This is a genomic window from Amycolatopsis sp. (assembly GCF_036008905.1).
GTDB lineage: Bacteria > Actinomycetota > Actinomycetes > Mycobacteriales > Pseudonocardiaceae > Amycolatopsis.
The window spans coordinates 50,783-67,848 of sequence record NZ_DASYMU010000042.1; the positions used below are offsets into that span (position 1 = coordinate 50,783).

The 17,066-nt window shown below is 66.7% G+C and carries 14 protein-coding genes and 1 pseudogene; 10 read left to right on the forward strand and 5 right to left on the reverse strand.

What is annotated here, in order from left to right; all coding sequences use genetic code 11:
* Nucleotides 1-4: 4 nt before the first annotated feature.
* On the reverse strand, nt 5-547 hold the full coding sequence (locus VGP60_RS08425; RefSeq protein ID WP_327547324.1) for a superoxide dismutase: 543 nt from the start codon (nt 545-547) through the stop codon (nt 5-7).
* Nucleotides 548-625: 78 nt separating this feature from the next.
* Here VGP60_RS08425 and VGP60_RS08430 point away from each other — a divergent pair, with 78 nt between their 5' ends.
* From VGP60_RS08430 to VGP60_RS08440, 3 genes and pseudogenes are all read left to right on the forward strand, one after another.
* Nucleotides 626-1,537, forward strand: coding sequence for a DMT family transporter (locus VGP60_RS08430; protein WP_327547325.1), 912 nt, complete (start codon nt 626-628; stop codon nt 1,535-1,537).
* Nucleotides 1,534-1,980 (forward strand): DUF6328 family protein, encoded by a 447-nt coding sequence (locus VGP60_RS08435; protein ID WP_327547326.1) that lies wholly within the window; start codon nt 1,534-1,536, stop codon nt 1,978-1,980. Before VGP60_RS08430 ends, VGP60_RS08435 begins: the two co-directional genes overlap by 4 nt.
* A 155-nt stretch (nt 1,981-2,135) precedes the next feature.
* Nucleotides 2,136-4,256, forward strand: a pseudogene (locus VGP60_RS08440) (helicase); the annotation flags it as partial.
* On the opposite strand, the gene VGP60_RS08445 reads toward VGP60_RS08440, so the two are convergent.
* Entirely contained in the window at nt 4,242-4,739 is a 498-nt protein-coding gene (locus VGP60_RS08445; protein ID WP_327547327.1) for an Lrp/AsnC family transcriptional regulator, read from the reverse strand. The pseudogene VGP60_RS08440 and the gene VGP60_RS08445 sit on opposite strands and share 15 nt — an antisense overlap.
* Nucleotides 4,740-5,073: 334 nt before the next feature.
* Between VGP60_RS08445 and VGP60_RS08450 the strand changes: the two genes are divergently transcribed.
* The 3 genes from VGP60_RS08450 (at nt 5,074) to VGP60_RS08460 (ending at nt 9,655) form a co-directional block, all read left to right on the forward strand.
* Nucleotides 5,074-6,522, forward strand: coding sequence for an FAD-dependent oxidoreductase (locus VGP60_RS08450; RefSeq protein WP_327547328.1), 1,449 nt, complete (start codon nt 5,074-5,076; stop codon nt 6,520-6,522).
* A 120-nt stretch (nt 6,523-6,642) separates the two neighbouring features.
* Nucleotides 6,643-8,100 carry a gamma-aminobutyraldehyde dehydrogenase gene (locus tag VGP60_RS08455; RefSeq protein ID WP_327547329.1) on the forward strand — a complete coding sequence of 486 codons (1,458 nt, stop codon included), beginning with the start codon at nt 6,643-6,645 and terminating at the stop codon, nt 8,098-8,100.
* Nucleotides 8,093-9,655, forward strand: coding sequence for an APC family permease (locus VGP60_RS08460; RefSeq protein WP_327547330.1), 1,563 nt, complete (start codon nt 8,093-8,095; stop codon nt 9,653-9,655). The genes VGP60_RS08455 and VGP60_RS08460 overlap by 8 nt, the downstream gene beginning before the upstream one ends.
* On the opposite strand, the gene lysA is transcribed toward VGP60_RS08460, so the two are convergent.
* The 3 genes from lysA to VGP60_RS08475 form a co-directional block, all read right to left on the reverse strand.
* Entirely contained in the window at nt 9,632-10,975 is a 1,344-nt protein-coding gene (gene lysA, locus VGP60_RS08465; protein ID WP_327547331.1) for a diaminopimelate decarboxylase, read from the reverse strand. The genes VGP60_RS08460 and lysA overlap by 24 nt on opposite strands.
* A 141-nt stretch (nt 10,976-11,116) precedes the next feature.
* Nucleotides 11,117-12,022, reverse strand: coding sequence for a dihydrodipicolinate synthase family protein (locus VGP60_RS08470; protein ID WP_327547332.1), 906 nt, complete (start codon nt 12,020-12,022; stop codon nt 11,117-11,119).
* The gene (locus tag VGP60_RS08475; RefSeq protein ID WP_327547333.1) at nt 12,019-12,516 is read right to left on the reverse strand and encodes a GntR family transcriptional regulator; all 498 of its coding nucleotides are present in this window, start codon (nt 12,514-12,516) and stop codon (nt 12,019-12,021) included. Before VGP60_RS08475 ends, VGP60_RS08470 begins: the two co-directional genes overlap by 4 nt.
* 55 nt (nt 12,517-12,571) lie before the next feature.
* Between VGP60_RS08475 and VGP60_RS08480 the strand changes: the two genes are divergently transcribed.
* The 4 genes from VGP60_RS08480 to VGP60_RS08495 are packed head-to-tail and all read left to right on the forward strand — an operon-like array spanning nt 12,572 to nt 16,565.
* Nucleotides 12,572-13,798: an extracellular solute-binding protein gene (locus VGP60_RS08480; protein WP_327547334.1), complete on the forward strand. Its 1,227-nt coding sequence runs from the start codon at nt 12,572-12,574 to the stop codon at nt 13,796-13,798.
* A gap of 6 nt (nt 13,799-13,804) precedes the next feature.
* Nucleotides 13,805-14,863 carry an ABC transporter ATP-binding protein gene (locus tag VGP60_RS08485; protein WP_327547335.1) on the forward strand — a complete coding sequence of 353 codons (1,059 nt, stop codon included), beginning with the start codon at nt 13,805-13,807 and terminating at the stop codon, nt 14,861-14,863.
* A complete protein-coding gene (locus VGP60_RS08490) occupies nt 14,860-15,750 on the forward strand; it encodes an ABC transporter permease (RefSeq protein WP_327547336.1) in 891 nt (296 codons plus the stop codon). The genes VGP60_RS08485 and VGP60_RS08490 overlap by 4 nt, the downstream gene beginning before the upstream one ends.
* Complete coding sequence (locus VGP60_RS08495) at nt 15,747-16,565, forward strand: ABC transporter permease (RefSeq protein WP_327547337.1); 819 nt, start codon at nt 15,747-15,749, stop codon at nt 16,563-16,565. Before VGP60_RS08490 ends, VGP60_RS08495 begins: the two co-directional genes overlap by 4 nt.
* Nucleotides 16,566-17,066: the final 501 nt, after the last annotated feature.

Genomic DNA, 17,066 nt, shown 5'->3' on the forward strand with positions numbered 1-17,066 from the left:
AACGCTAGAAGTCGACGTCCAGGCAGGCCAGCCTGGCACCGGCTGTTCCCGCGTGGCCGGGGTCGGTGTGCGTGTGGGTCTCGTGGATGACGACGGACTTCGCGCGGCGCTCGCCGAACGTCCAGTCCACCCTGGACACCGCGACGCCGATGCCGAGCCGATCGGTGGTGAAGTCCAGCCAGACCTCGTTGCGCGGGTTCGCATAGGTCGGGTCGACCGACGGCAGGACCGGGTCGGGGTGGTACTGGAAGTGCGGGCCTGCGACGTCGCCGGTCGCGCCGCACGCCTTCGCGTGGGCGTGGGCGCCGTACTCGTGGTTGGGCAGCAGGCCGTACACCGACAGGACCGTGGTCGTGCCCAGCGCCGACAGCGCGAAGACGTGCGCGCGGGTGCCGTCTGGGACGAGCTCGGGGTTGTAGACGGTGAGAGGACCGTTCGCGGTGGTGATGTGGAAGTCGGCGGGGGCCGCGGAAGCCGGTAGGGCGCCCGCGAGAGCGACGACGGAGGCGACAGCGATGGAAGACAGGAGTGCGGAAGCGATACGCATGGTCCTTCTTTAGTCAGTGGGACACCCGCAACGCTATGTCAACCACACGATCGTGTTCCAGATCGTAGGCTGACGTCCGTGACCGTGAATCCTCCCGACCGCACCTGGCTCGTCGCCATCGCCGCCGCCCTCTGGGGCACGGACGGCCTGCTCAGGCTGCCGCTGGCCGAGAAACTGCCCGCGGCGACCGTGGTCTTCTGGGAGCACCTCCTCGTGGTCCTGGTGCTGAGCCCGCTGATCCCCGGCGCGATCCGTGCGCTGCGCCGTTGTTCGCCGCGCGAGTGGCTGGCCGTGGTGGTCATCGGCGGCGGTTCTTCGGCGCTGGCGACAGCGTTGTTCACGGCCGCGTTCAAGCTCGGCGACCCGGTGACGCCGTTGGTTCTGCAGAAACTCCAGCCGGTTTTCGTGCTCATCGCGGCGTTCTTCGTACTCGGCGAACGGCTGCGGCGGGGCTATGCCCTGTTCGCGCTGCCCGCGTTGCTCGGCGCGTGGCTGCTGGCCTTCGCCGACCCGCTGCACATCCAGGTCGCCGCGGTGAAAGCCGCGCTGCTCGCCGTCGGGGCGGCCGCGTTGTGGGCGGCGGGAACGGTGCTGGGCAGGCTGGTTTCGACCAGTTTGCAGCCGCGCGAGGTCACGGTCCTGCGCTTCACGATCGGCCTGCCTGTCTCGGCACTCATCGTTCTGCAGCAGGGCAGTTCGTTCACCGTCGGCTGGAACAACGCACTCGGCCTGGCGCTGCTGGCGTTCGTGCCAGGCCTGCTCGCGCTGAGTTTGTACTACATCGGACTCCGTTCGACCCCCGCCGCTCGCGCGACGCTGGCCGAGCTCGCCTTCCCGGTCACCGCGGCCGTCATCGGGGTGACCTTCCTCAACGCGCATCTTTCCGGCACCCAGTGGCTGGGCCTGGTGATCGTGATCGGCTCGATCGCCGCCCTCGGCTGGCACGAAAAGGCGCGCGTCAAACCGATGGTGCTGGAGGGCGCGGTATGAGCGACGAGAGCGAAAACCAACGGCTGACGCGCAACGTCAGCGAGTTGCTCAGCGAGCTTCGGGTCGCGCAAGCCGGGGTGCAGATCCTCTTCGGCTTCCTGCTTTCGGTCGTGTTCACGCAGACCTTCCGCGATGCCAGCGGTTTCGAGAAGTCGCTGCATCTGATCGCGGTTCTGCTCGCCGTGGTCTCGACGGCGTTGCTGACCGCGCCCGCGGCCTGGCATCGCGTGCTGTTCCGCGAGAACCGCCGGGAGGAGATCCTGCGGGTGGGCAATCCGGTGGTGATCGCCGGGCTGGTTTCACTGGCCGGTGCGCTGGTCGTGACCGTGGCACTGATCGCGAAGGTCGTGTTCGGCCCGATCGCGATGGCGGTGATGGGACCGGTCGTGCTGATCCTGTTCGCCGTACTTTGGTTCGTGGTCCCGGCCCGCTTGCGGCGCTAGCCCAGCCCGAAACAATCGCCATTATACGCGCCTTTCGGCGACGCCGAAAAGGCTTGACAAGACCCTCATAATAAAAAGTCGACGTGTGCAAAGTATCTGAGAAAGATACGCACCACGCCGACGAACTATCCGCAGTTTACCGTTGCGAGGGGCATTTGTCAAAGACCGAGTACCACGCGGAATTACAGGCGGAACGACGGCAGATCGCTTTCCTGTACGAACGGCTCGAGTCGGCGCGCGCGGAGGCCGCGGTCGCGCTGGCTCGGGCCCAGCGATCGGGAGTGGACTCGCTCTGGGAGCGCGATGTCGCTGTGGACCACAAGGAACAGGAGGCCGCCCGGCTGCGGATCGCGGACAACGGGCTGTGCTTCGGCAGGCTCGACGTCGCTGACGACGAGCGGATCTACGTCGGCCGCATCGGGTTGTTCGACGTGGAAAACGATTACGAACCGTTGCTGACCGATTGGCGGGCGCCGGTGTCGCGCCCATTCTACTGCGCGACCGCGGTGAATCCGGAGGGGATCACCCGTCGTCGCCAATTCCACGCACTCGGCCGCGCGCTCAGCGGGTTCACCGACGAGGAATTCGGCGGCGAAACCGCATTGCTGGCCGCGTTGAACGCGCCGCGGGAAGACACCATGCGGGACATCGTCGCGACGATCCAAGCCGAACAGGATGAGATCATCCGGCTGGCGCATCCGGGCGTGCTCGTCATCGAAGGTGGTCCTGGCACGGGAAAGACGGCCGTCGCGCTGCATCGGGTCGCCTACTTGCTGTACGCCCAGCGGCAGCGGTTGTCGAAGCGCGGTGTGCTGGTCGTCGGGCCGAATTCCGGCTTCCTGCGGTACATCGGCCGGGTGCTGCCGTCGCTCGGCGAGACCGACGTCGTGTTCGCGACTCCCGGCGGACTGCTGCCGGGACTGCGCACGGAGGCCGAGGAAGCGCCGGAAGTCCGGCGGATCAAGGGATCCGCGGCCATGGTCGGCGTGCTCGCCGCCGCGGTCGCGAATCGGCAGGAGCTGCCGGAAGAGACGATTCCGATCGAGCTGGACGACGTCACCATCGAGTTGGATCGTGAGCTCGTCGCGCAGGGGAGAGCGCGCGCCCGCGCCACGGGTCTGCTCCACAACGCCGCCCGCGCGGTGTTCCGCGACTACGTGCTCCCGAAACTCGCGGCGCGCGCCGTGGACAAGAGCGGCACCGGCTGGCTCCACCGGGACGAGCCGATGCGTAGCGAACTGATCGGGTACGTACTGGAGGAACTCGCCGAAAACCCACGCGTGCAAGCGGAGTTGGACGCGCTGTGGCCGGATCTGACACCGCGGCGGCTGCTCGGCGACCTCTACAGTTCGCCGGAACGTCTTGCCGAAACAGGCGCCGATCCGCGTTTGTACCGCGAGAGCACTGCCGCCTGGACGGTTTCGGACGTTCCGCTGCTGGACGAAGCCGTCGAACTGCTGGGCAAGGACACCACCGAGGATCGCCGCGCCGAGCGGGAACGCCGTCAGGAGGCCGAATACGCCGCCGGAGTCCTCGAGGTCATGAGCATGGAAGAGCTCGACGAAGACGGCGAAATCCTGTACGCGGCCGACGTCGTCGGAGCCCAAAGACTGTCCGAGCGGCACAGCGAACGCGACCACCGTGACCTCGCCGAACGCGCCGCCGCCGACCGGGAATGGACCTACGGCCACGTCGTCGTGGACGAAGCCCAGGAACTGTCCGCGATGGACTGGCGGGTGCTCATGCGGCGCTGTCCCAGCCGGTCGTTCACCATCGTCGGTGACCTCGCGCAGCGGTGGTCCTCGGCAGGCGCCCGCTCGTGGGACGAGATGCTGTCGCCGTACGTCACGGACCGCTGGCGGTACCGCGCGCTGACGATCAACTACCGCACGCCCGCCGAGATCATGGCCGTCGCGGCACGCGTGCTGACCGAAGTGGATCCAACAGCCACCCCACCGGAATCCGTGCGCGCCAACGGAATCCGGCCGACGTCGAAGCAGGTCGGCGACCTGAACCAGGCCGTCCGGGAAGCCACAGCGGGCGAGAGTTCCGTCGCCGTCATCGTCCCCGAAGGCCTAGAACTCGACGTAGAAACCCTGACCCCGCGCGCGGCGAAAGGCCTGGAATTCGACGCCGTGGTGCTCGTCGAACCCGCCCGCATCCTGGCGAACGGCTCGCGGGGCGCGGCCGATCTGTATGTCGCGCTCACCCGCGCCACGCAGCGGCTCACCGTGGTCCACACCGAGCCGCTGCCGGCGGTGCTACTTGGTGAGGGAACCCCAGGCGTAGGTCTGTTTCGCCAGCTTGAGGTAGACGAAGGTCTCGGTGCTGACGATCCCCGCGATCCCGCGGATGTCGTCGTTGAGCACCTTGAGGAGATGGTCGTCGTCCCGGCAGATCACCTCGGCCAGTAGGTCGAACCCGCCGGCACACAGCACGACGTAGTGCACGTCCGCCAGCGCGGAAAGCCTGTCCGCGACGGCGTGCAGATCGCCGCTGACCTTGATACCGACCATGGCCTGCCGGGCGAGGTCGACGTCGAGCGGGTCGGTGACGGCGACGATCTGCATGGTCCCGTCGCGCATCAGGCGTTGGACGCGCTGGCGGACGGCGCCTTCGGAAAGGCCGACCGCCTTCGCGAGCGCGGTGAACGACGCGCGGCCGTCGCGCTGCAGGAGTGAGATCAGCGTCCGGTCGGTCTCGTCCAGACCGCGTGGGGTGCGCTGTTCCTCGCCGCGCTGACCTGATTCGTCGGCCATGCGGACCCTCCCTGTGGCTCGTGATCCTTGGTGCGCAGCGTAGCGAGCGCTTCAGCGGGCGCGCGGCTCGTAGGCTGAAGTTCACCTTTCCGAGGTGCGTGCGGCTCACAAGAGAGGATTTCGTACAGAAGGGTCACAATGACCACTATTTCCCTTGTTGGCGACCTTGGTGGCTGATACGGTCGGCCCGTGACGAGTATGGGTACCCGCGACTGCGCACCTGGCGGACTTGGTGTCCGCTGGTTCGCGCGCTGCGGTGGAGGCCGTCAGCTCGGCGGGTAGGGCTCGCGGTTCTTCTGTCCGCACCCCATCGCACCCTTAGGGATTCCTCGTCATGACCAGCTTTCTTCCGGCGCGCCGTCATGTCCGCACGCCGCTCGTCAAACCGCCCACGCATCTCGACGCGCTCGCCGACGCCGTCCCGCGGCCGTACTGGCTCGACGTCCAGCAAGCGCCCGAACCGAGCTCCGCGCTCACCACCGATACCCACGCTGACCTGGTCATCATCGGCGGCGGGTACACCGGGTTGTGGGCCGCGCTGCAGGCCAAGGAGGCCGACCCGGACCTCGACGTCGTCATTCTCGAAGCCGACACCTGCGGCGCGGCGGCGTCCGGCCGCAACGGCGGATTCTGCGCGTCGAGCCTGACCCATGGCATCTCGAACGGTATGGACCGGTTCGCCGCCGAGATGCCCGAGCTCGAGGCGCAGGGCCTCGACAACCTCGACGAGATCGAGCGCGCGGTCCTGAAATACGGCATCGACTGCGACTTCCTGCGTTCCGGCGAACTCGACGTCGCCACCGAGCCTTACCAGCTCGACGAGCTCGGCCACGCGGCCGAGCTCGCGGCGTCGCTCGGTCACGACGTCCGACTGTTGTCCGCTGAGGAAACCCGGCGCGAGGTGAACTCGCCGACGTATCTGGGCGCGCTGTCGATGCCGCGCAGTGTCGCCATGCTTGACCCAGCGCGGCTCGCGTGGGGCCTGCGCGACGCGTGTCTGAGCCACGGCGTCCGCATCTACGAGTGGACCAAAGCCTTGTCCCTCAACGAAGAAAGTCACGGCATCGAGGTGCGCACGCCGTACGGCAAGGTGCGTGCCGCGCGCGGAATCCTTGCCACGAATGGCTTTCCGCCGCTGTTGAAGCGGCTGAAGAACTACATCGTGCCGGTGTACGACTATGTGCTCGTCACGGAACCCTTGTCTGCCGCGCAACTCGCGTCGATCGGCTGGGAAGGCCGCCAAGGCGTCGGCGACTCCGCCAACCAGTTCCACTACTACCGCCTGACCGAGGACAACCGGATCCTGTGGGGTGGTTACGACGCGATCTACTACTACGGCGGGCCCGTTCGCAGCGAACTCACCCTGCGGCCGGACACCTACGCCGTGCTCGCCGACCACTTCTTCCAGACGTTTCCCCAGCTCGAAGGGATCAAGTTCACCCATCGCTGGGGCGGGGTGATCGACACCTGCAGTCGATTCTGCCCGTTCGTCGGCACCGCGATGGGCGGCCGTCTCGGCTACGCGCTCGGCTTCACCGGCCTGGGTGTCGGCGCGACGCGGTTCGCCGCCGGAGCGCTGCTCGACCAGTTGTACGGCCGGTACACCGAGCGCTCGCGGCTGCGCCTGATGAACTCCAAGCCGTTGCCGCTGCCGCCGGAGCCGTTCCGCTGGATCGGCATCCAGCTCACCCGCTGGTCGCTCAACCGTGCGGACGAGAACAGCGGCCGCCGCAATCTCTGGCTACGCTCGCTGGACCGGGTCGGCCTTGGCTTTGATTCGTAGGGATTACTACTGATTACGCAGTTGTAACAAGGCCAAACAGCGGAAACCCTTGTATTGACCTTGCTTGACTGTCAATATCGGTGCCCAGAAGTCACGTGGTGACCCTGGAGGTCCGAGCACATGAGCACAGCACCGGCCCGGTCGGCCGAGCTTTTCCCGGTCACGAACCCCGCCACCGGCAAGCTGATCGAAGAGATCGAACTGCACGGTATCGCCGACGTCGACACCGCCGTCGGCAGCGCTCGCGAGGCGCTGACCGGCTGGGCGAGCACCCCGCCAGGCGAGCGCGCGGCGATCCTCAACCGCGTGTCCGTCCTGATCGAAGAACGCGCCGAGGAGTTCGCGCTCACCGAGACGCGGCAGTGTGGCAAGCCGATCCGGCTCTCCCGTGAGTTCGACATCCCGGTCACCGTGGACAACGCGGCGTTCTTCGCCGGCGCCGCGCGTTCGTTGGAGGGCAAGGCTTCCGCGGAGTACTCGGCCGACCACACCTCGACGATCCGCCGCGAGCCGGTCGGCGTCGTCGGGTCCATCGCGCCGTGGAACTACCCGCTGAACATGGCGGGCTGGAAGATCTTCCCGGCGCTGGCCGCGGGCAACACCGTGGTCATCAAACCGGCCGAGATCACCCCGCTGACCACGGTGATGCTGGCGAAAGCCTTCGCCGACGCGGGGCTGCCCGACGGCGTGCTCACCGTGTTACTCGGCCGCGGCCCGGACGTCGGCGAGGCGCTCGTCGGGCACAACGGCGTTGACATGGTGTCGTTCACCGGCTCGACCCCGGTCGGCAAGCGCATCGCCGAGCTGGCCGCGCGCGGTCCTCGCCGCGTGCACCTGGAGCTGGGCGGCAAGGCGCCGTTCGTGGTGTTCGACGACGCCGACCTCGAAGCGGCCATCCACGGCGCTGTCGCCGCCACGCTGATCAACGGCGGCCAGGACTGCACCGCCGCGACCCGGGCGTACGTGCAGCGCCCGCTGTTCCGGAAGTTCGCCGACGGCGTCGCGGGGCTGATGGAGTCCGTGCGGGTCGGCGATCCGGAGGACCCGGCGACCGACCTTGGTTCGCTCATTTCGATCATGCAGGCCGAGCGTGTCCACGGCTTTGTCAGCCGCGCGCTCGATGCGGGTGCCCGCACGCTCTGCGGCGGTACTGCTCCGGACGGCGCGTTCTACCGGCCGACACTCGTCGTGGACGCCCAGCAGGACTCGGAAATCGTGCAGGACGAGGTGTTCGGCCCGGTGCTGGCCGCGCTGCCGTTCGACTCCGACGACGAGGGAATCGCGCTGGCCAACGACACCCGCTACGGCCTGGCCGCGTCGGCGTGGACCCGGGACGTGTACCGCGCCGGACGGGCGTCGCGCGAGATCGCGGCCGGCTGTGTCTGGGTCAACGACCACATCCCGCTGGTCAGTGACATGCCGCATGGCGGCGTCAAGGCGTCCGGGTACGGCAAGGATCTGTCGGCCTACTCGCTGGAGGAGTACACCACCGTCAAGCACGTGATGAGCGACAATACCGGCGTGGCAAGGAAATCCTGGCACCGCACGGTGTTCGCTTCGGGAGGCGACCATGGTTGAGCTGACGCGTCCGGCGGCCCGTGAGGAGGCCGGAACCGTGCCCAGCAAGGGTTTGCGGTCCGGGGCGCTCGGCATGGTGTCTTCGGTGGTCATCGGGATGTCCGCCACCGCGCCCGCGTATTCGATGGCGGCGACGCTCGGGCTGATCGTGCTCGCGGGCACCGGGTTCAAAGCCGCGGCTTTTGTCCTGCTCGCGTTCATCCCGGTGATGTTCGTGGCGTTCGCGTTCCGTGAGCTCAACTCGGTCGAGGCGGACTGCGGCACCAACTTCACTTGGGCGGTAAGGGCTTTCGGCAGCCGGACCGGCTGGATGGCGGGCTGGGTCGTCACCGTCGCCCAGCTTCTGGTGATGAGCAGCCAATCCGCGATCACCGGCCGGTACACGCTGCTGCTGTTCGGCGCGGATTCGTTGGCGGACAACACCGCGGTGACCACGGCGATCGGCTGCGTGTGGCTGCTGGCGCTGTGCTACCTGTGCTACCGCGGTATCGAGATCTCCGCGAAAGTCCAGTGGGTGCTGCTCGGGATCGAGCTGACGGTGCTGGTCATCTTCTCGGTCGTCGCGCTGGTGAAGGTCTACGGCGGCACCGCGGGCCCGCAGGCGACGACGCCGGAGTGGAGTTGGCTGTGGCCGTCGGGGATCTCGATGGGCGCGTTCGTCTCGGCCGTGCTGCTGGCCGTTTTCATCTACTGGGGCTGGGAAAGCTCGTTGTCGGTCAACGAGGAATCCGCCAATCCGCGTAGCGCGCCGGGCAAGGCCGCGGTGCTGTCGACGGTGTTGCTGGTGGTCAACTACCTGCTCGTCACCGTCGCGGCGCTGGCTTTCGCCGGTGTCGGCACGGAAGGGATCGGGCTCGCGAATCCCGAGAACTCCGACGACTTCCTTGCCGGACTGGGCAACGCCGTCTTCGGTGCGGACGGTTTCGGCCGCGTGTTCGGGGTGCTGCTGGTGATCTCGGTGCTGACCAGCGCCGCGGCGACCAGTCAGGCGACGATCATGCCCGCCGCGCGCACGACGTTGTCGATGGCGAGCCACGGCGCGCTGCCCAAGGTCTTCGCCCGCGTGCACCCGAGGTACCAGACGCCGGTGGTGGCGACCTGGGCGTTCGGGCTGATTTCGTTGCTGCTGTACGTGATGCTGTCGATTTGGAGCAAGAACGTACTGTCGGATTCCATTGACGCCGTCGGCCTGACGATCGCCGTCGAGTACATGCTGGCCGCGCTGGCGTGTGTGTGGGTGTTCCGGAAGACGTTGTTCTCCAGCCTGCGGAACTTCTTCCTGCGCGGGTTCTTCCCCGGGATCGGCGGGATCTTTTTCCTGGTAGTGCTGGTGGCGGCGGTCGTCGAGTACGCCAATCCGGCGACCGGGTCGACGACGGTGTTCGGCATCGGTGGGGTCGCGGTGATCGGTGTGGTGTCGATCCTGCTCGGGGTGCCGCTGATGTTCGTCATCCGCAACGCCTGCCGCGACTTCTTCGCCGGACGACGCCTCCCGCGCGGCTCGGTGCCGCCGGGAGGCGACTCCATCGAATCAGCCGAGGTCACGCGAAAGTAGGTCCTCGTCGGTTTCGCGCCGGACGAGGAGGGTGGCGACGCCGTCGCGGACGCCGACCAGCGGCGGGCGGCCGATCTGGTTGTAGTTCGACGCCATCGAGTGGTGGTAGGCGCCGGTACACGGGACGGCCAGCAGGTCGCCCGCGTGGATGTCGCTCGGCAGCGAGAGGTTCTCGGCGAGGACGTCGCCCGATTCGCAGTGCCGCCCCACGATGACCACGGGGCGCCGCGCCGCCTGGCTGTGTCGGCCGACCAGCCGGGCGGCGTACCTCGCGCCGTAGAGCGCGGGGCGCGGGTTGTCGCTCATACCACCGTCGACGGCGACGAACGTCTTGCTGCCGTTCTTGACCGCGCAGACGCGGTACACGGTGATCCCGGCCGGGCCGACGATCGCGCGTCCGGGCTCGATCGTCAAGTGAGGCAAGGGAAAACCCTGCACCGAGCATTCGTAGCCGAGCGCGACACGCAGTCGCCGGGCGTAGCCGCCGAGGTCGAACTCGGACTGGCCGGGCAGGTACGAAACCGCGTGCCCGCCACCGAGGTCGAGGTCTCGCAGCGTGACGCCGTAAGCGTCGCGGACGTACGCGAGCACCTCGATCATCTTCCGCGCGGCTTCCTCGTATCTGTCCACTCGGGACACTTGCGAGCCGATATGACAGTGCAGCCCGACGAGTTCGAGGCTGGGCTGTGCCAAGACAGCGGCCACGGCCCGGTCGAGATTGTCCCGAACCGTTGGCAGCAGCGAGAAGCCGAACTTCTGTCCTTCGGTGCCGGTGGTGATTGCTACGTGGGTGTCGGCCTTGACGTTCGGCGTCACGCGGAGCATGACCTGTTGACGGTGTGACGCGAGGGCGCCGAGCTGCTCGATCTCGTCGAGCGAGTCCAGGACGATCCGGCGGACGCCGTAGCCGAGCGCGGCCTTCAGGTCTTCTGGCGTCTTCGCGTTGCCGTGCAACAGGATTCGGTCGGCGGGGAAGCCGACCGAACGGGCGACGGCGATCTCCCCGGCCGAGCACGTGTCCAATGACATGCCCTCTTCGGCGACCCAGCGCAGCACGGACTTCGTGCACAGCGCCTTGCTCGCGTAAGCCACTTCCGCCTCCGGCAGCGCCGCCCGGTACGCCCGGGCGTGCTCACGCACCTCGACCTCGTCGATCAGGTACGCCGGCGTACCGAACCGCGCCGCGAGGTGGCTGACGGGCGCACCGGCGAACAGCAGCTCGCCGCCGGAACCCAGCCGCGTGCTCTTCGGCCAAACATCCTGGTCAAGGCGATCGGCTGCCTCACAGCCCAAACTGGGAAGGAGTTCGGTGAGCGTCACTGCTGCCTCCATGCGCGGTGGTGGTGCTTACCGCTTCAGCACAGTGCCGATTCGCCCAAACAGCGCGTTCGGCTACGACGTCCTGACGCCCAGTGCCGCCGCGTTGACGCCTTCCTTACGCGTGGGGTAACCCGCACCACTCTACGACAAGCCCCAAGAAGAGAGTAAGCCGAAAAGCTGCTCTTTCTCGGGCCCGGTCAGCAGCCGGCTCGGTGGGCGGACATCGGGGCGGCAGAGGCCGAGCTGGCCGAGGGCGTCCTTGACCACGCTGACGTTGTTGGCGTTGCCGTTCGCCGCGCGCATCTCCTCGAACGGCCGGACGCGTTCCCACAGCTTCATCGCGTCCGGGAAGTCCCCGCTGTTGAGTGACGTGAACATGCCCAGCGACGTCTTCGGATCGACGTTGACCAGCCCGGACGTGAATCCGGTGGCCCCGGCCGCGAAGTAGCCCGGCGCGGAGAGCTCGGCCAGCCCGGCGATCCACACGAACCGCTCGAGGCCGGCATCCCGCGAGACCGACGCGAACCGCACGACGTCCGGCACGGCGTACTTCACGCCGATGACGTTGGAGCAGCTGTCCCCAAGCCGGGCGAGCTGTTCGCCGCCGATCGCGGGATTGCGCAGGTAGAGGACGATACCGAGCTCGGGCACGGCGTCGGCGATCGCGGCGTGGTAGTCGACCCAGCCGTTCGCGGAGACGTACGGATGCACGGGCTGATGGATCATGATCATGTCGGCGCCCAGATCGGCGGCGTGCCTGGCCGCGCGGGTCGCGGCGGCGAGGTTGTGGCCGACACCAGCGAGCACACTGGCCCTGCCGTCGACCGCTTTCACGGTGAGTTCGAGGCAGCGCCGGGCTTCTGGCTCGTCCAGGGTGTAGAACTCACCGGTGTTGCCGTTGGGGGTGACGACCTCGATTCCGGCGGTCACCAGCCGTTCGACGAGCTTGCCGTAGTTGTCCGCGTCCACCGCGCCGTCGGCGTCGAACGGCGTCACCGGGATGGCCACGACTCCGGCCAGCCGCGCCTTCTGTTCGTCGAACGTCATCGTGCTCCCTTGTCGTTTCCGGTGGTCAGGCTCGGCGCGACGCGGCCGATGAAATCCGTGATGTGCTTGCGCAGCAGGCTCTCGGCGCCTTGGGCGTCACCGTTTTCGGCCGCGGTGAGGATGGCGAGGTGTTCGGCGGCTTCGCCCAATACCTTTCGTGCCTCGGTGAAATCCGTGCCCCGCTCGACCGCGCGGCGCAACGCCACCGGCTCGAGGAGCGCGCGCAGGTCGTAAACGGAACGCGCGATCGTCGCGTCGATCACGCGCACGGACGCGCCCTTGTAGGTGCTCATCATGACCAGGCCGGACCCGGCCAGGATTCTCAGCGCCTCGCGCACCGGCGTCTTCGAGACGCCGAGTTCGGCTTCGACCAACGTCTGACCAGAGGTGAACTCGCCGCTCAAGATCGCTTCTTTGATGTTGTCGCGCACGAAATCGGTCCGCGAGACCGGCGGCGAAGCCCTCCGGATCGAAGAAGTTCTCGCCACTGGCATGTCCGATATGATATACGATGCGACATACAACTTTAACACGGACCAAGGAGTGGCCATGCAGCGTCGCAGGGGCTTCCGGTTTCGAAGCGCACTCATCGCGATGGGGCTCATCGCCGGGCTGACGATGGCTTGTGGTGCTCCTGGCGGCAACACCGCACAACCCGCTGCCGCGAATGCGGTGCCCGCCAGACCCAGCGCGCCGGTGAAACTCAACATCCTCGACATCGCCGGCAACCTGCAGCTGACCAAGCAGATGATCGAAAACTTCAAGAACGCCAACCCTGACGTGATCAGCGGCGTCACCTATTCCACCGCGCCCGCGCCGTCGATGGCCGGCAAACTCAAGGCCGAGCAGGACGGCGGCGTCGCGCAGACCCACCTTGTGCTCAGCGGCACCGACGGACTGTCCGCGGGAATCGCGAACGGCGTGCTCACCAAGGTGCTCCCCGATTTCACCGACAGGTTCCCGAATCTGGAGCAGAACTACCAGGAACCCGCCGCCGCGATGCAGAAGCTGACCGATGGTTTCGGCGTCGAGGTCGTCTACTACCCGTCCGGCCCACTGCTCGAATTCAACCCGGCCGCGGTAGCGACGGCACCGACCTCTCCGGCGGAACTGCTCGAGTGGGCCAAAGCGAATCCGGAGAAGTTCCAGTACGCGAACCCGGCCAACTCCGGCCCCGGCCGCACCTTCCTGATGGGCCTGCCGTATTTGCTCGGCGACAAGGACCCGAAGGATCCCGAAAACGGCTGGGACAAGACCTGGGCGTTCCTCGCCGAACTCGGCAAGTACGTCAAGTACTACCCGTCCGGCACCACCGAGGTGATGAAGAACCTCGGCTCGGGCGCGGTGGACATGGTGATGTCGACGACCGGCTGGGACATCAACCCACGCAAGCTCGGGACCGTGCCGAACACCGTCAAGGTCGGGCTCATGCAGTCGATGACCTGGGTGACCGACGCGCAGTACGCGTTGATCCCCAAGGGTCTTTCGGCGGACCAGACCTCCGCGATCCTGTTGCTGGTGCAGTGGATGCTGAAGCCCGACCAGCAGGCGATCGCCTACGACGACGGCTACTTCTACCCCGGTCCCGCGGTCAAGGGCGTGACGCTCGACATGGCACCGCAGGGGAGTCAGGACACCATCAAGCAGTTCGGCAGGCCCGAGTACGAGCAGTGGATCGCCCAGTACCCGAAGCAGCCGTCGCTCGCGGCTCCGCAGCAGGTCAAGGCGTTCGACAAGTGGAACAAACTGGTCGGCGCCGGCAAGGGCGGGAAGTAGTCACCGATGTCCGACAAGGGTTTCACCGAACTCCGGCTGGACGGCGTGAGCCGCAGCTTCGGCTCGGCCAACGCGCTCAAAGACTTGCGGCTCAACATCAAGGGCCAGGAGTTCGTCGCGCTGCTGGGTCCGTCCGGGTGCGGTAAGTCGACGGCGTTGAACTGCCTGGCCGGGCTGCTTCCGTTGTCGGGCGGCAGCATCTGGATCGACGAGAAGCGCATCGACGGCTTGGCGCCGGAGGCGCGCGGATTCGGGATGGTGTTCCAGAACTACGCGCTGTTCCCGCATATGTCGGTGCGGGCGAACATCGGGTTCGGGCTGAAGATGCGCAGGGTGTCCAAAGTGGACACCAAGCGCCGAGTGGACGAAGCGCTGCGGCTGGTCCAGCTCACCGAACACGCCTCGAAGTTCCCGGCGCAACTCTCGGGCGGGCAGCAGCAGCGGGTCGCGATCGCGCGGGCGGTGGTGCTGGAGCCGCCGGTGGTGCTGATGGACGAACCACTGTCCAATTTGGATGCCAAGCTCCGCATCGAGATGCGGATGGAGATCCGCCGGCTGCACCAGACTTTTGGTCTCACCACGGTCTACGTCACCCACGACCAGGAAGAGGCACTGTCGCTGGCGGACAGGCTCGTCGTGCTGCGCGACGGTGAGGTGCAGCAGATCGGAGCACCCGAGGAGGTCTACGCCCAGCCCGCGAACGGTTACGTGGCTTCGTTCATGGGCTACCGCAACATGCTGACGCTGGACGTCGTCAGCGCGGACGGGTCCGGGATCGTGGTGGAAGGCACCGGGATCCGCCTGTCCGGCACCAATCGTGACGGCCTGACCGCCGGGCAGGCCGTCACGGCGATCCGCCCGGAAGACTTCGTCATCGGTGATGTCACCGCGAACAGTGTCGAAGTCACCGTGGAGATCGTCGAGTATCACGGGCGCGAGCTGTCGGTCTCGGCTCGGTTGCCGAGCGGGGAACCCGTGTATTTCCGCACGGACAAACGGCTCGCGCCCGGTGATACCGCCAAGATCAGCGTCCCCGCCGAGCGCGTGCTGGTGTTCGCGCCATGACGGCGACACTGGAGAAACCCGCGCTGCGACACCGGCTTGCGGAACGCGGCGTCGACAGGGTGTTGCTGCTGCTCCTGCCGGGGGTGGTGTTCGCCGTCGCGTTGTTCCTGTACCCGTTCTTGTACGGGCTGCAGCTTTCGTTCGCGCCCAAGGAAGGCGGAGTGCTTTCGAACTACAGCAGGTTCTTCGGCGACCCGTACCTGCGCGACACAATCTGGACGACGGCGGGGATCGCGCTCCCGGCAACGCTGATCAACGTGCTGGCGAGCATTCCGACGGCGTACGTCATGCGCGGCAAGATGCGGGGAAAGCGGCTGCTGACCACGATTCTCGTCGTGCCGATCACACTGGGGACGGTGCTCACCGCGCAGGGGCTGATCATGTACAGCGGGCCCGCGGGGTGGCTGAACAAGACGTTGATGGGGATCGGGTTGATCGGTGAGCCGCTGAACCTGATCCACAACTACACCGGGGTGCTGTTGTCGTTGGTGATCACCGGGTTTCCGTTTTCGTTCCTGCTGACGCTGTCGTACCTGTCCGGGATCGATCCGACGTTGGAGCGTGCCGCGGCGACACTGGGGGCGAGCTGGGGACAGCGATTTCGGCGGATCACGCTGCCGCTGCTGGCACCGGGGCTGGCGATCACGTTTTGTTTGTCTTTCGTGATGGCGTTTTCGGTGTTCCCGTCGGCGCAGCTGGTGGGTGATCCGGCCGGCGAGACACGGGTGATCTCGATCGCGGCGTACCACGCGGCGTTCGAGGAGTACGACTATTCGATGGGGTCGGCCATCGCGATGATCATGGCGGTGATCATGTTGATCGTCATCGGGCTGGTCCTGACCTGGCGGGCGACGCTGTACCGCGGGGCTACGGGAGGCAAAGGATGATCGCCCGGCCTGGTCGGTGGATTGTTTGGGCCGTGGTCGCGTTCTTCTTCGTGAACCTGGCGGGACTGGTGCTTTCGGTGGTGGTGGATTCGTTCGGTGACCGGTGGTTCGGGACCTGGTTGCCCGAGGGGTTCACCACGCATTGGTACGGGGACGCTTGGCGGGAGTTCGGGCTTTCGCAAGTCCTTGGGACCACTGCTGTTGTCGCGTTGACGGTGATTGCGATCTCGGTCGCGGTGGGGGTTCCCGCTGCTTACGCGTTGGCGCGGCGGAGTTTCCCCGGCAAGAGGCTGGTGATGCTGCTGTTCGTGTTGCCGATCTTGATTCCGCCGATCACGTATGGGATCCCGCTGGCGACTGTGTTGTACAAGTTCCAGTTGGCCGGGTCGATGACCGGGGTGATCCTCGCGAATCTGGTGCCGTCGATCCCGTTCGTGGTGCTGACGATGACGCCGTTCATCGAGCAGATCGATCCGAAGATCGAAGCCGCCGCTCGGATGAGCGGTGCCAAGACCGTTTCGGTGTTCACCAGAATCCTGGGCCCGTTGCTCCTTCCCGGAATCCTGGCCGCCGCGATCCTCGTGTTGGTGCGGACCGTCGGCATGTTCGAGTTGACGTTCCTTACCGCAGGCCCGGACAGCACCACCCTGGTAGTGGCTCTCTACAACTCAGTCTTCGCCGCAGGCATCCGGGCGAACCAGTCCGTGGATGCGATGGCGACCATCTACACGGCGTCGATGCTGGTACTCCTGGTGATCGCACTGCGGTTCGTGAACCCAACCCAACTGGTCACCCGCGTAGCCGACGACACGTAGTTATCCACAGCTACCCCATCCTGTGGATAACCCTTGTGGGCAACTGTGGGTGCGTCAGCCGTGGGCTGGTTAGGGGGTATGGCTCAAAGCTGGTGGTCAGCTCCAAAGGTAGGGCTAGAAGCCTGTGTTTATTGGCAGGCGCGCCATCAGGTTTGCGTGACCAGGGCGTGGCATGGGTAGGTCGGTTGCGATCTGTTCGGGGGCGCCCTGCTCCCGCAAACCTGGCCTTCGGCGAGCGCGCGCGGTGAAGACTCCCGCCCGTTGGGCGGACGTGAGTCGTTGTGGCTGGGTTTTAAAGAAGTGGGGGACCACCGTTGGCCGTACGTGCCGACCCAGCACCCCTCGTGAGTGCGTAACAGTGTTATTGATGGGTAAGGCAAATGTGGCATGATCGGTGGATGGCTCCGAAGGTTCGGGTGACGGATGCGCGGCGGCTTTCTCAGGCGTCGCAGGAGGATCTGCGTCGGCGGGTGGTGGCCGCGGTGCGGTCCGGTCGTACTC

Coding starts and splice junctions, on each gene's coding strand:
- VGP60_RS08425 (WP_327547324.1), bottom strand. CDS start 547: ATGCGTATCGCTTCCGCACTCCTGTCTTCCATCGCTGTCGCCTCCGTC.
- VGP60_RS08435 (WP_327547326.1), top strand. CDS start 1,534: ATGAGCGACGAGAGCGAAAACCAACGGCTGACGCGCAACGTCAGCGAG.
- VGP60_RS08445 (WP_327547327.1), bottom strand. CDS start 4,739: ATGGCCGACGAATCAGGTCAGCGCGGCGAGGAACAGCGCACCCCACGC.
- VGP60_RS08450 (WP_327547328.1), top strand. CDS start 5,074: ATGACCAGCTTTCTTCCGGCGCGCCGTCATGTCCGCACGCCGCTCGTC.
- VGP60_RS08455 (WP_327547329.1), top strand. CDS start 6,643: ATGAGCACAGCACCGGCCCGGTCGGCCGAGCTTTTCCCGGTCACGAAC.
- VGP60_RS08460 (WP_327547330.1), top strand. CDS start 8,093: ATGGTTGAGCTGACGCGTCCGGCGGCCCGTGAGGAGGCCGGAACCGTG.
- VGP60_RS08470 (WP_327547332.1), bottom strand. CDS start 12,022: ATGACGTTCGACGAACAGAAGGCGCGGCTGGCCGGAGTCGTGGCCATC.
- VGP60_RS08475 (WP_327547333.1), bottom strand. CDS start 12,516: ATGCCAGTGGCGAGAACTTCTTCGATCCGGAGGGCTTCGCCGCCGGTC.
- VGP60_RS08480 (WP_327547334.1), top strand. CDS start 12,572: ATGCAGCGTCGCAGGGGCTTCCGGTTTCGAAGCGCACTCATCGCGATG.
- VGP60_RS08485 (WP_327547335.1), top strand. CDS start 13,805: ATGTCCGACAAGGGTTTCACCGAACTCCGGCTGGACGGCGTGAGCCGC.
- VGP60_RS08490 (WP_327547336.1), top strand. CDS start 14,860: ATGACGGCGACACTGGAGAAACCCGCGCTGCGACACCGGCTTGCGGAA.
- VGP60_RS08495 (WP_327547337.1), top strand. CDS start 15,747: ATGATCGCCCGGCCTGGTCGGTGGATTGTTTGGGCCGTGGTCGCGTTC.